The 14,161-nt window shown below is 67.9% G+C and carries 7 protein-coding genes and 1 pseudogene; 1 reads left to right on the top strand and 7 read right to left on the bottom strand.

Features of this window, described 5'->3' with window-relative positions; genetic code table 11:
• The first annotated feature begins 200 nt into the window (after positions 1 to 200).
• Positions 201 to 1,139, top strand: coding sequence for a carbohydrate kinase family protein (locus ACTIMF_RS13955; protein WP_442350894.1), 939 nt, complete (start codon positions 201 to 203; stop codon positions 1,137 to 1,139).
• Positions 1,140 to 1,147: 8 nt separating this feature from the next.
• Here ACTIMF_RS13955 and ACTIMF_RS13950 read toward each other — a convergent pair whose 3' ends face one another.
• From ACTIMF_RS13950 to ACTIMF_RS13920, 7 genes and pseudogenes are all read right to left on the bottom strand, one after another.
• Positions 1,148 to 2,545: a condensation domain-containing protein gene (locus ACTIMF_RS13950; protein ID WP_442350893.1), complete on the bottom strand. Its 1,398-nt coding sequence runs from the start codon at positions 2,543 to 2,545 to the stop codon at positions 1,148 to 1,150.
• Entirely contained in the window at positions 2,542 to 4,806 is a 2,265-nt protein-coding gene (locus tag ACTIMF_RS13945; protein WP_442350892.1) for a penicillin acylase family protein, read from the bottom strand. Before ACTIMF_RS13945 ends, ACTIMF_RS13950 begins: the two co-directional genes overlap by 4 nt.
• A gap of 14 nt (positions 4,807 to 4,820) precedes the next feature.
• Entirely contained in the window at positions 4,821 to 6,245 is a 1,425-nt protein-coding gene (locus ACTIMF_RS13940) for a condensation domain-containing protein (RefSeq protein WP_442350891.1), read from the bottom strand.
• Positions 6,245 to 9,676 carry a non-ribosomal peptide synthetase gene (locus ACTIMF_RS13935; protein WP_442350890.1) on the bottom strand — a complete coding sequence of 1,144 codons (3,432 nt, stop codon included), beginning with the start codon at positions 9,674 to 9,676 and terminating at the stop codon, positions 6,245 to 6,247. Before ACTIMF_RS13935 ends, ACTIMF_RS13940 begins: the two co-directional genes overlap by 1 nt.
• Before the next feature lie 245 nt (positions 9,677 to 9,921).
• Positions 9,922 to 11,241, bottom strand: a pseudogene (locus tag ACTIMF_RS13930) (lysine N(6)-hydroxylase/L-ornithine N(5)-oxygenase family protein); the annotation flags it as partial.
• Positions 11,234 to 12,742: a pyridoxal phosphate-dependent decarboxylase family protein gene (locus ACTIMF_RS13925; RefSeq protein ID WP_442350889.1), complete on the bottom strand. Its 1,509-nt coding sequence runs from the start codon at positions 12,740 to 12,742 to the stop codon at positions 11,234 to 11,236. The gene ACTIMF_RS13925 and the pseudogene ACTIMF_RS13930, both read right to left, overlap by 8 nt.
• Positions 12,735 to 14,161 (bottom strand): IucA/IucC family protein (locus tag ACTIMF_RS13920; RefSeq protein ID WP_442350888.1); only part of this gene is annotated, 1,427 nt, incomplete at its 5' end. The genes ACTIMF_RS13925 and ACTIMF_RS13920, both read right to left, overlap by 8 nt.

Genomic DNA, 14,161 nt, shown 5'->3' with positions numbered 1-14,161 from the left:
GGCGGGGGTCTCGACTTCGCTCGACCGGCGTTGGGAGTGTGGTCTCGACTTCGCTCGACCGGCGGGGAAGGTGGGGTCTCGACTTCGCTCGACCGGCGTTGGGGGCTGGGTCTCGACTTCGCTCGACCGGCGGGACGGCTCGACCGGCGTTGGGGGGCTGGGTCTCGACTTCGCTCGACCGGCGGGGGAGGGTATTACACATGATTATTGTGGGTGGCGAGGCGCTGGTCGATCTGGTCCCGGTGACTGCGGAGGACGGTCGGCCGGCTCTGCGGCCTGCGCTCGGCGGCGGGCCGTTCAACGCGGCGATCGCGGCCGCTAGGCTCGGCGCGCGGACTGGCTTCTTGTCGCGGATCTCGACGGACGGCTTCGGCGCGGAACTCGTGGACCGACTCCGTGACGAAGGCGTCGACCTCGGCCTCGTGCAGCGCGGCGACGAATTGACGACCCTCGCGGTCGCCGACACCTCCGACCCCGGCGCGGTGCGATACGGCTTCTACGTCACCGGCACCGCGGACCGGCTCGTCGAAGACCCCGGGCCGTTGCCCGACGACGTCCGCGCGGTGGTGCTCGGCACCGTGTCGATGGTGCTCGAACCCGGCGCGTCCGTCTACGACGCGGTGCTCGCACGGGAGTCCGCGGCCGGACGCGTCAGCGTCATGGATCCGAACATCCGTGCAGCACTCATCGACGACCCGGCCGCCTACCGCACCAGGTTCCGGGACCGGCTGGCGCACACCACGATCCTCAAGTCCTCGATCGACGACATCGTCTGGCTCGCCGACCTTCCGGACACGTCGACGTTCGACGACGTGCTGCCGACCGTTCGGCAGTGGATCGCCGCGGGTGCCGACGTCGCCGTCGTGACGCTCGGCGCCGACGGCATCGCGGCCGTGACCCCCGACGCAGTCGTCCGAGTACCGGGAGTGAAAGCCGACGTCGTCGACACCATCGGCGCAGGCGACACCGTCCTCGGCGCGGTGCTCGCACGCCTCGACGCCGAGCACGACCTGACCGTCGACGGGGTGCGATCGATGTCCGACGACGCCTGGGCCGACGTCCTCGATTACGCGGCGCGAGCAGCGGCGGTCACGGTCTCTCGTCCCGGCGCCGACCCGCCGCGGCCGACCGACCTCTAAAGACGCGGTCAGCGCAACCGTGCGAGGGCGGTGTCCGCCGCGTCGGGAAGTCTCGCCGCCAGCGACTCGACGGCGTCCGCGACGCGTTCGGCATACGCCCGGTCGAGCACGTCCGTCCGGTACTCGAGTTCCAGGTGCACCGCGTCGTGCTCGTCGAACTCGAATGAGATGCTCAACGGGTAGTGCACGACGTCCTTGAACACCGTCTCGCACGTGACGTGCGCTCCCGCGGGAACCGGGACGCCGCGCAGCGGGGCGTTCTTGACCAGCGTCATGATCTCGGCGACGGGAAAGCGTCCGCCCGCTCCACGCAGTGCGGTCAAGATGGTGCCGTAGTCGACGGACGAATGCTCCATCGCCTCGAATACCGTCGACACAGCGGAGCGAACAGCATCGCGCACCGTGGCCGACCGATCGAATCGGAACCGCATGGGCACGATGTTCCCGCTGTAGCCGACACGGTCGACGGTCTCGGCGGGCGCCCGGTTGTCGGCGGGCACCAGAACCACGAAGTCGTCGGCGCCCGCCACCGCGTACACGGTCAACGCCGACACCGCGACGAACAGCGAATTCGGTGTGGCGTCCACCTCTCGCGCGAATCCGATCAGACGTGCCACGACGTCGTCGTCCAGACGACGGTGGCTGAGAGCGCCGCGTCCTTCGCCCATCACCGAGACCCAACTCTCCTCGGGGCCGGTGGCCGGAAGCTCGCCCGACAGCGGGTAGCGGATTCCCTCCTGCGCCCACGTCGCCTGCGCATGTCTCACCGCGGCATCCGCGTGCGCCCCGGTGCGAGTCGACGCGTCGACGGCGGTGCCGCCGCCCGACCATGACGCCGCGTTCCCCGAGACGAGCGCCGTCAGGACCGGCGGGAGGATCGTCTCGTCGCCGCCGATGTGGTGGATCACCAGGATCATCGAGATCGTGCCGTCGTCGAGCGCGCGAATACGGACGCGCCACGGCTGTTCGCGCGTTAACTCGAAGGACGCCTGCGCGACGACCTGAGCAGAGGCGTCGACGTCCGCGACGATGTCGCCGAACTCCCACACCCGCCCCGGTACCGTCCAGCGCCCCTCGCGGGGTGCCGGTCGACGCCGTGGGCCGTCGTCGGACACCTCGATCACCGAGCAGACGACCGTCGAGGACGCGATGATCTTCTGCGTCGACTCGACGATCTGCTCGAGCGTGTACGGCGTCCCGAACGTCAGATGCACCGCGAAGTTGTGCGAGTCGGACTCGGGATCGATCTCGTAGATCTTCCACATCCGCCGTTCGGCGATGCCAAGCGTACCGTCGACGGCCACCGGCTCCGGCGCGCCTGCGGCGGTGTCGGCGGGAGCCTCGATGCCGACCGCGGCCAGCCGCTGCTGCATCAACTCGCGCTGGGCGTCGTTCAGAATGCTCACTGGATCTCCTGGGCTGTCGCGGTACGGGTGAGCACGTCCCAATCGGAGACGACGTCGATGAGGTCGCCGCGTGCCCACATCCGCGTCTGGTCCTGAAAGTGGTCGGACGTCGGGTCGCCGTCGGATCCGAGGGGAACGATCCAGCGGCTGGCGTCCCGGTCGGCGACATCCCACACGTAGCGTGCGACCGAGCCGAGTCGGCACACGTGCGAGAAGCCGACCGCGCTCGCGTTCGCGAGGACGCATTCGGCGTCGCCGCCGAGCGGAACCTGCTCGGGTCGCACCAGCGCCGACAGCTCAGGGTAGGACGCCGTGACGCCGGCGAAGTCGATCCCGTGCAGGGGAGCGAGGACGTGGACGTCGCCCCACGTCGTCGTGGTGTCCGCTGCCCCGACGGCCACCTCGTCGAGGACGCGGACGGCGACCGCCTGCACGTCCAATCCGATCCGCGGCGCTCCGTCGATCACCGCGTCGAGTCCCGCGGCGATACGCGTCCCGGCGATGAAGTACGGGGTCATCCACAGTGGGAAGCCATTCGGTTCGCGCAGCGGAGCGAGCACGTCGTCGTCGACGACCGCGGTGACGAGCTTGCTGCGGAACTCGGCGAACAGGTAGGCCTCGATGCTGTCGGTTCGCATCTGAGCGTCCCACGAGACCAGGCGGGCACGGAGATCGGCAGCCTCATCGCTGAGGTTCGTCAGGCGAGGCAACAAGTCAATGAGACCCCGGACATGGCCGTTCGCGACGTCCCGGTGGATCTCGGCGCAATCGTCCACCGAGATCTGATCCGCACTCGACAACAGTTCGTCGATCCGCTTCGCGCGCGCATTCGGCGCGCACTCGGTGGTGACCGGCTGCATCGGCGGGCAGTCGGCGATCCGCTGGTTCGCGATCACCGCGTGCCCGGACACCTCAGCATCGAATCCGCCGGCATCGAACTGGCCGGCATCGAACTGACCCAGCGACGTCTCGGCGTATCCGCGCCACCGATATTTCTCGTCCCAACCGGGCACCGGCAGCCAGTAGTTCTCGTCGGCGCGCACCGGGTAACGCCCGATCGTGTGATGACGCAGACGACCCGACGAGTCGCCGACGGCGATCCGGTTGGGCGGCTCGACCCACTCGAGCAACGCCTCCTCGACGTCGTCGACCGATTTCGCGAACAACAAGTCGAGCACGGAGTCGAACGTCGACGCCGCGTCGGACAGCATCGGGCTGCGCAGACTCATCGCCCACAGGTCGTCGGGCCCGCCGAACACCACCGAACCGTTCTCGGTCTCGATGATCTCGACGTCGACCGGCTCGTCGTCGCGGACCGCGACCTTTTCGATCCATGCGTCGCACACTGTCTGCCCGTTGGGAGTGACCGCGGTGATCAGGTCGTCGACCCGGCTCAGCTTCTCCACGTAGACGTCCTGGTAGTCGGCCATCGCATTGGTGATTCCCCACGCGACGGACGACGCGTGCGCGAAGTGCGGGAGACCCGGGACGCCCGCGAACGCGAAACCGACGACGTCGAACTCGTCGCACGCCAGTTGGCACTGCTGGTAGACACCGGGCGCCTCGATGAACCGGTGCGGGTCGCCCGCGACCAGCGGGGCCCCGGTGTCGGTGCCCGACGCGGCGACTCCCCAGGCATTGCTGCCGGAGATCGCATCGCCGAGCGCGGGCACGTCGGGTTCGACGCCGTCGTCTGCGGTCAACGGCAGGTGACGCAGCAGGTCGTCCATGAACTCGTCGGACGGCAGGACGGGGACACGGTCTCGTCCGGTCTGCGCCCATTCGGTGTCGAGCAGCGCGAGTGCGTCCGCGCCGAGCATCCGCAGCGCGTGCAACCGCCACAACTTGGTCGCGAACCGGCCGAACATCAGGTGCTGAACCATGAAGACCGAGATCGGCGTCCACGGACTCCATGCGGTCGGGCGGTGATCGAACTCGGTCAGTTCGACGGCGCTTGCTTCGGCGTGCGAGCGGGTGACGCCGTCGGCGTACGCCCGCAGCAGCGTCCGGGTGCGCTCGGACGACGCATCGTGGATCCGGCGGGCGGCACGGTCGATCTGGGCGCGCCGCACGAACGCGTCCCAGCCGACACACGATGCCCCGAATACCTCTGCGGTCCGGCCTTCGGCGCGCAACCGCAGGAACTCGATCTGCCAGGCTCGGTCGATGCCGGTCGCGTAGCCCTGCGCGTACAGGGCATCGCGCGGCGATGCGGCACGGATGTGGGGGATGCCGTGGTCGTCACGGTAGATCTTCGTCATAGGTCTCTCGAAAGTCATTCGGCCAGAATGGAATCGGCCAGTGGTGAATCGACGGTCGCCGTCGCCAGCGCGCCGTCGATGAACTCGTGCAGAGTCTGGACGGTCGAGGCGTCGAACAGGTCGACTTGATATCCGATCTGCACCTCGGTGTGGTCGGAGTGCATGAACGCCTCGACCGTCAGAGGCAACGCCACCCGGCCCTTGTCCGCGAGCTCCCACGTCATCGTGGTGTCGGGCAGTTGGATCCCGTCGATCTTCTGATCGAGGAACAGGACGAGCGAATCGAAGGGGCGAGCGGTCTCGTCGCCGGTCACCCGGCGGGCGATATCGATGATCTCGTCGAACGGGAACGTGCGATGCTCGAACGCCGCATCGGTCACCGCGCGGACGTGCCGCACGAGGCCGCCGAAGGTGTCGCTGTCTGCGGCGCGAATCCGCAATGCGATCGAGTTGCTGAAGTTGCCGATCAGCGCTTCGGCTCCCTGCTCCTCGCGGTTGGCCACCGTGCTGCCGATCACCAGATCGTCCCGACCCGACATCCGCCGCAGCGCGAGATAGTAGGCGGCGAGGAATACCGAGAACGGTGGTGTCTTGAGTTCGGCGGCCAACGCTCGCAGGTTCTGTTCGGCCGCCGGGCTCAGTGTCCGGTCTGCGCGCGCGCTTACCTCCGACGGGTCGGCGGGCCGCCGGTCGTACGGCAGCGACGCGGTCGAGACGCCACCGCGGAACTGGTTCTCCCAGAACGTGATATCTGCCGTGTGGTCGGCCGAGTCGAAGCGGTCGCGCTCGAATTCAGCGAAGTCGGCGACTTGCGGCGACAACGCGTCCACCGCGAGTGCTTCGCCCGGGGCCGAGCGGGCAGCCGTGTAGAAGCGCCCGATGTCGCGTGCCATCGCAGGCAACGTCATCCCGTCCCACACGATGTGCTGCATCGCGATCACCACCGCCATGCGCGGCCGGCCGCCCGACGGCGGCAGAGTGACGAAGGTCAGTCGGATCGACGACTCGGTCGCCAGATCGAACACCTCGGTCGCAGCGTCGGCGACGAGCCGTCGCAGACGTTCCGCAGGCGCGGCGGCGTCGGACAGATCGACGGTCATGATCGGCGGCGGGCAATCGGGATGGATCCGCTGATACGGCTCTTCGCCGTCCTCACCCGAATGATATGTGGTCCTGAGGATCTCGTGTCGTTGGACGACGGCGAGCAGCGCCTGCTGCAACGCGCAGACGTCGACGTCGCCCGTATAGGTGAACGTCAGACAGATGTTGTTCGCCGTGCTGTCGGGCACCTGCTGCTGGTGAGCCCACACCAGACGCTGACTGAACGACAGCCGTGCCCGCTGCGGGTCGCGCCGGGCCGGGACCCCCGCTTCGACGGCGATCCCGGCGTCCGACAGGCGTGCGGCCATCGCCGCGCGCAACTCGTCCAGGGTAGGCATCAGTTCGACGCTCCGACCAGGTCATCGGTCGGGCGCTCGACGCCTGCCACCTCCAGGAAGATCTCGGCCACTTGAGCCAGCTGCCCGGGGACCTGCTCGCGGTCGGCGAGCAGCGCGGCGAACCCGCGGACGGTGCGGGCCTTGAACACCGCGGTGATTCCGACGCCGTCCACCGCGAGCAGGCTGCGGATGTTCGCGACGAATGTCGTGGCCAGGATCGAGTTGGCGCCCGCATCGAAGAAGTCGGTCGTGACGCCGAGGCGCTCGGTGCCCAAGACCTGCTCGGCGATGTATGCGACGGCGGCTTCGGCGGCGTTCTCCGGCGCGACGTACTCCTGCGGCGTCGCACCTGCGACCGCTCGTTCGAGCGAGTCGCGGATCGAGGCTCGGTCGACCTTCCCGTTGACAGTCAGCGGAACCTCGTCGACGGCGACGACCGTCTCGGGGACCATGTATTCCGGCAGCAGTTCGCCCAGTGCACCGACCAGTTGATCCGTGTCGATGGAGGAGCCGTTCTCGCCGGTCGCCGCGAGAGCGAGTCGGCCGTCGAACACGGAGGCGACCGCTTCGGTGACGCCGTCGACCCTGCGTGCGGCGGACTCGACCTCGCCGAGTTCCACCCGGTAGCCGCGAATCTTGACCTGATGGTCGGCGCGGCCGAGGAACTCGATGGTCCCGTCCGGGAGGTACCGCGCGAGGTCGCCGGTGCGGTACCAGCGGATGTCGTCGACCGTCACGAATCGGTCGGCGGTGCGTTCGGGATCGCCGCGGTAGCCGTCGGCCACACCTGCTCCGCCGATCCAGAGTTCGCCGGTCACCCAGTCCGGGGCATCCTCACCGCGCTCGTTGACCACGCGACATGCCGAACCCGCCATCGGTCGGCCGTACGGGACGGTGTCCCAGTCGGCGGGGAAGGCGTCGGTAACTTCGTAGACCGTTGAGTGGATCGCGGTCTCGGTGGTGCCGCCGAGACCGGCGAACCGCAGTCCCGCGACGGCGGCACGCGCACGACGACCCAGCTCGGCGTCGACGCGGTCGCCGCCGGTGATCACGGTGCGCAGGCTGGCCAACTGATCGTTCGACGCGGTGTCCACGAGCATGCCGACCAGGCCGGGCGCGGCGTTGAGCACGGTGACCCGGTTGGCTGCGATCTGCGCGGCCCAGGCCTGCGCATCACGATTCTGCTCGCCGTCGATGCAGACCAGGGCTCCGCCGAGCGACAGCGGACTGAACATGTCGAACACCGACAGGTCGAATTCCAGCGCGGACAGGCCGATGGTGCGGTCGTCGGCGCCCAGCGTGAACTCGTGGGCGATCGCGTCGATCGTGTTGGTCGCCGCACGGTGGCTCACCTCGACGCCCTTGGGTTCGCCCGTCGAACCGGAGGTGTACAGGACGTACGCGAGGTCGCCCGGGTCGCGGGCGACGAGATCGGCGAGCGGAGTCGCGCCGCCGCTCGTCCAACGGGACAGGTCGGCGTCGATCACCGTCGTCACGCCGCCACGCTCGAGGATGGCGTCTCGACGGGCAGCGGGCTGGTCGGCCCCGATCGGGAGGTACACCGCGCCCGCGGCGAGGACACCGAGCACCGCGATCGGCTGCAGGTGCCCCTTCGGTGCGATCACGGCGACGGTGTCGCCCGGTGCGACGCCGTCGGCGATGAGCGCGCCGGCCACTGTGCGGGCCTGTGTCGCGACGTCGCCGTACGACAGCTCCGTACCGTCGGCGGTCACCAGTGCGACCCGGGCGGGTTTGCGGGCGGCGATGTCGAAGAACGTGCCGTGCAGGGTGCGTGGCTCGCTGACGGGCGCCGTCGCGGTGACGGCGTCACGCATCTCGCGTTGGTCGGCGGGGAGTTCGATCGCCAACGTGTCGTTCCAGTCGGCCCCTTCGGCGACGAGCCCGGTCAGGATTGCTTGGAACTCGGCGAACATCGCGTCCATCACGCCCTCGGGCAGTGCGTCGCGGCGCACGTCCCAGTTCACCAGGAGGCCGCCGTCCAGCTCGACGACCTGTGCATCCAAGTCGACTTGCGGCCCCTGCGAGAGAATCCACACGGGCTCGCCGAACAGACTGCGGACGCGGTCGGAGAACAGCTCGCCGAATCCGAGACCGGAGGTGAACACCAGCGACGGGGTGACCGGTGCACCGCGGAGACGACCCAGGTCGCGCAACACGTCAAGCCCCTCGTATGCGGCGTGACCGGCGCAGTCGTGCAGTTCGCGCTGGAGTCGGCGGCTCCGCTCGATCATCGACTCGGTCCGGGTGGCGTCTGCATCGATCAACACCGAGTTCGTGAAGTCGCCGACCACCTGGTCGATCTCCGGGTGAGTGGGCTCGCGATTGAACAGTGGAACGTTGAGCAGGAAACGCTGATGGGTGGACCAGCGGGCGATGACCTCGGAGAACACTGCGGCGAAAGCGACGGCCGGAGTGATGCCGTTGTCGTACGCCACTGCGTACAGGAGGTCCTTCTCCTGGGCGTTCAGTCGATGGTGGTAGCGGACGCTGCGGTCCGGTTCGGCGCGACGGTCCTCCGGAATCGTCGGGAGCGACGGGGTGTCGGGCAGCGTCGGCTCCTTGGCCTCCCACCAGGCGCGGGCGCCCTCGTACTCATCGGTGGAGATGTGGTCGCCGCGCTGCGCCAGGTATTCGCGGAACGTGTAGCCAGTCGACTCGAGTGCGGCGTCCGTCTCGTACGCGGTCGCCAGATCGTCGAGCACGCGCCGGTAGCTCATCGCGTCCGCGGCCAACATGTCCACGTCCAAGTGCAGTCGGTGGCGTCCCTCGGGGAGCAGTGTCAGCACGAACTCGACGACACTGCCCGCAGCCGTGTCTAGAAGCTGATGGCTCATCCGATCGCGGGTTCGCTCGGTCTGCTCGTCGATGTCCGAGCCGTCGCGCAGATCGACGACGCTGAACACCGGAGTCGGCGGGGCGTCCAGAATCCGCTGCTTGCCGGTGTCGCCGAACGCGGCACGCAGCATCTCGTGACGGTCGACGACGTGACCGACCGCGCGTTCCAAGCGAGCGGCGTCGACTCCCTCGCCGTCGAACTCGGCGAACAGGTGCGCGGCGACACCGCCGAGCGCCTGGCCGTCCTGACGGCCGACCCAATATGCGTGCTGCATCGTCGCGAGCTCGAACTCGGGATCGTCATCCGGTGTGTGATCTGTCGCTGCAGTTGTCGGAACCGGTTCGGGGGCAGCGGGTTCGGCGCCCAGCAGCCCGGCCCACGCCGCGATCGTCGGATCCTGGGCGAGCTGTGAGCTGCGCACCCGGTGTCCGGCACGACGCCACGTGCTGGTCAGTTTGATGATCAGTAGCGAATGCATGCCGTGACGGACCAGGTCATCGGTGTCACTGATGGTGTCGGGATCGACGTCCAGCAGTGACGCGACGTCGGCGCGGATCTGTTCGAGGGAAATCACGTCAACTCCTAGTGGGATGTCTGTTGGTGCTGGTCGAGCGAAGCTTGGTCCCGCCGGTCGAGCGTGGCTTCGTCCCGCTGGTCGAGCGAAGTTTCGTCCCGCTGGTCGAGCGAAGTCGAGACCCCTGCCTGCTGGTCGAGCGTGGCTCCCTTCCTCCGTTGGTCGAGCGAAGTCGAGACCCGTTGGTCGAGCGGGGGTCTCGACTCCGCTCGACCAGCATTGGGGGAGTCTCGACCAGCGACGGGTCCGAAACTCGTGAACGCCGTGGTCTTCGGCAGTCGGTACACCTCGCGCCCGGCGACGGTATTGAGGATCCGGGCGTTGCGGACGGCGCCGATGTCGAGGTTGGGGGCGGAGACGCCGTGGGCGTGGATCTCGGCGTTCACCACGAACAGGCGGTCGGTGAGCGATCCGTCGGCGACGACCGAATGGTTCGCCGCGATCACCCGGCGCCCCTGCGAGTCAAGGTGCAGCCGCGACTCGATCGGTGCCAGGAACGGTTGTGCGCGTTCGCGATAGCCGGTAGCTGCGATGACGAGATCGGTGGTGTGCGCGAGTGCGGTGTCGGTGTCGAGGTGTCGTCCGCGGACACTGACACGTCCGCCGTCGTCGTCGAGAGCGTCCACCCGGACCCCGTTGCGTAGCTCGACCCGAGCTGCGTCGTCGTGGAGTTGGCGCCGATACAAGAGGTCGTGGATACGTTCGAGGGTGTCGGTGGAGATCCCCTTGTGGAACTGCCAGTGCCCGTCGCGGACGCGATCGCGCGTCTCCTCGGGCAGCGAGTGGAAGTAGTCCATGTACGCGGGCGTCGTCATCTCCAACGACAGCTTGGTGAAGTCGAGCGGTGCGAACCACGGTGTCCGCGTCCACCAGGTGAGCGCCGGGCCGCCGTCGAGGTTGGCCTCCAACAGGTCCACCACGATCTCGGCGCCCGACTGGCCCGAGCCGATCACCGTCACCGCGTCGGCGGCGAGCGCGTCGTCCCGACGAAACAGGTAGTCGCTGCTGTGGACCACGCTGCTGTGCACTGATCCGGCCGCATCCGACGTCAGCGACTCGGGGACGGACGGCTCGGTACCTACACCGACCACGACGTGCCCGGCGCGGATCACCGACTGTGTCCCGCCGCTGGTGACCAGGACGTCGAAGCGCTGCGCGTCGTCGTCCCAGCGAACCTCGTCGACCGTGGTGCCGAAACGTAGTGAGTCGAGCTTCGCGACGACCCACAGCAGATACGCTTCGTACTCGCGGCGCGTCGGGAAGAACTGCTCGCGCACTAGGAACGGATAGAGGCGATCGACATCGGCGAGGTACGCCAGGAACGACGTCGGATGCGTCGGGTCGATGAGGGTCACGAGGTCGGAGAGGAAGCTGACCTGCAGCGTCGCCTCCTCGAACAGCAGGCCCGGGTGCCAGCGGAACTCGTCGACCGAGTCGACCACGAGCACGTCGACGTCGTCGACGGTCGAGGCCAGCGCAGCCAACCCGAGGTTGAATGGGCCGCATCCGACTGCGAGGACGTCCACGGTCTCCGGGACAGTCGTGCGGGCCGGCCGATCAGTCATGTGCCTGCACCCCTTCGGCGATCGTGTACTCGGCGTTCTCCGACTCCACTTCGAGTGCATGACGCAACAGCTCGTCGAACAGTTCGTCGATGTCCGATCCGGTGGTGTTCGGGTTCAGCAACGTCAGCTTCAGGCATGTCGACGGTGCGTCATTGCCTGCGATGCGCACTCTGGTCCGGCCGATCAGCGCGGTGCCCGAACTGATCAGACGGCGACGCAGTTCGGCGTTCACGGTGTCGAGGTTCTGGCAGCGATACCGGAACACGACGGTCGTCAAGCTGACCTGCGCGACCAGTTCCAGTTGCGGCTCGGCGGTGATCCGCGCCTGGGCGTGCCGGGCGACGGCGTGACAGGTGTCGAGCATGTCGCCGAGGCCGGATCGGCCGTACGCGAGGAAGGTGGTCAGGACTTTGAGGACGTCGGGGCGACGCGTCGTCTGGAGGGTGTGGCCGAGGAGTCCACCGAAGCCCGCCTCCTCGTCGTCCTCCGGGTTGAGATAGGCGACGTTCCGGTTGAGCGCGGAGAACAAGTCCTCGTCGCGCAGCAGCAGCAGGCTCGCCGCGGCAGGCTGCCAGCCGATCTTGTGCAGGTCGAGGGTCACCGAGTCGGCGCGGTCGATTCCGTGTACGAGGTGTCGCAGTCGGTCAGAGAACAACGAACCGAATCCGTAAGCTGCGTCCACGTGCAGCCACACGTCGTGGCGGCCCGCGATGTCGGCGATCTCCGGGAGCGGGTCGACGGTCCCGAAATCGGTGGTGCCTGCGGTCGCGACGATCGCGACGGGCGTCCCGTCTGCCGCGTCGAGAGCTGCTTCGAGCGCGGCCGGGATCATCCGGTGGTGGTGGTCGACGTCGACGGCGACGACGGCGGATTCACCGAGACCGAGTGTCGCGCACGCGCGGTTGATCGAGAAGTGCGCGACGCGTGAACAGAACACCAGCGGTCGTGGCAGCGCGGCCACTCCGTGATGACGTGTGTCGATACGGAGTTTGGCGGCCGCGTGGTCGCGAGCGATCAGCATGGCGAGCAGGTTCGAGAACGAGCCGCCGGGGCCGAACACACCGCCTGCCGACGGCCCGAACCCGGCGAGACGGGCGAGGGCGGTGATCGTCCAGTTCTCGATTGCAAGCGTCGCCGGGCCGGAGTCGTAGGTGTCCAGGGACGCGTTTGTGGCACTCGCGAGGGCATCGGCTGCCACCGACACCGTCAATGGTGGTGGCTGCAGATGCGCGGCGGTGAATCGATGCGTCAGATCCAGTCCGTAGCGGGCGACGAGTTCGGCGACCTGCGTCAGTGCGCGGTCTTCGCCGATCCCGTCGTCGGGAAGCCGCCCCGGGCCGAGTGCGTCGGTGACGGCGGTGAGCATCTCACCGGGAGCGCCGTAGGGGAGCGGCGACCCGTGGTGGCGGTCGGCGACTGTCGTCGCCATCCGCGAGAGTGCGTCGCCGACCTCCGACCAGCCGGGCCCTGGGGCAGCGAATCGGTTGAAGTCGTCAGTCACGATGAACCCCTTGAGGATCGGCGATCGGATTTGTCAGTCGGTGTCGGGTGTCGACGATGGATTCGTAGGAATGGCCGACGTTCACCATGCGGCGGTTGTTGCCGAGTTGGAGGCCGTTCATGTGGACGGCGCCGAACGACGGCGCGAACAGGTCCCACTTCTCGAAACGATCGGCGAGGTCGGGATGGTCGGCGACGAACGCATGGACGCTGTCGGCAACCACCGCCCAGAACCGAGCGTCGTCGAGGAACCCACTGCGGTGCACCACAGCGGCGAGCGGACGCAGGAAGTCATCGAACACGTCCGAGAGGATCCCCAGGTTTCTGATGGCGTCGGGCTCGGTCGTCAACGCGCGACGGCACGACTCGGGCAGATCGTCCGGCTCGTTGAAGACACAGACCTCCTCGCCGATGTCCTTGAGGATCGCCCGGACCGGCACACCGTCACGCAAGACGAGGATCAGGTTCTCGCCGTGGGGTGAGAACTTCAGTTCATACCGGTACAGGAGGTAGGCGATCGGGTGCAGGTAGGCGCGCAAGAAGCGGGCCGTCCACTCGTCGGCAGGCAGCCCGGAGCGTTCGATGAACGCACCGATCAGCGGGGACCCGAGGTGATCGACGTGCAGCAGAGCGGCCATCGTCGACAACTGCTCGTCGTCGGTGACGCGTGGGACGGGGCTCTGTCGCCACAACGCCGACAGGATCTTGCGGTACTCGGAGCCGGGTTCGGTGATCGAGGTGAACAGCGGATCGCGATACCCGACCGCGGCCACCTCGTACAGCACCTCGAAGCCGAGAGAGCGCAGATAGTCGTCGTCACCGATACGGCTGCGGACCCAGTCGTTGATGAGCGGGGTGGTGCGCATGTAGTCGGCCGACATCCCGCGGGTGAATCCCATGTTGACGATCGACAAGGCGGTCTTGACGTAATGGCGGGTCGGTGTCGACACATTGAACTGGGTCCGGATGGACTGCTGCGGCTGGTACCGGTCCGGCGACGGGCCGAGGATCACCAGACGCTGCTCTGCTATGTCGGCGGCGTACAGGCGTGCGGCCTTCTCGGTCCATTGCCACGGGTGTACCGGCAGATATGTGTAATCGTCGGGGTCGAGCCCTTGGAACAGGAGAACGTCATAGAACTTCTCGAGGGTGTCGCCGCCGAGTTCGTGGCGGAGCAGGTCCTCATACGAGACGTCGTTCATCGACGCGAAGTCGCAGTCCTCACTGCGGGCAGCCACCCAGATCAGGTGGTAGCGCCCACCGGATTCGGGGGCGTACGCGGCGACGTCGTGCGCGCTGAAGCCGAGCCGGCCGCCGTTGGCGACGAAGCACGGATGCCCCTCGGTCATCGCCTGCTCGATGGTCTGGAAGCCGGCGGCGGCGAGTTCGGTTGCGGCGACGCGGCGTTCGTCGGGTCGAT

It is taken from the genome of Gordonia sp. (in: high G+C Gram-positive bacteria) (assembly GCF_052106715.1).
GTDB lineage: Bacteria > Actinomycetota > Actinomycetes > Mycobacteriales > Mycobacteriaceae > Gordonia.
This window is presented reverse-complemented; position numbering and strand designations above follow the sequence as displayed.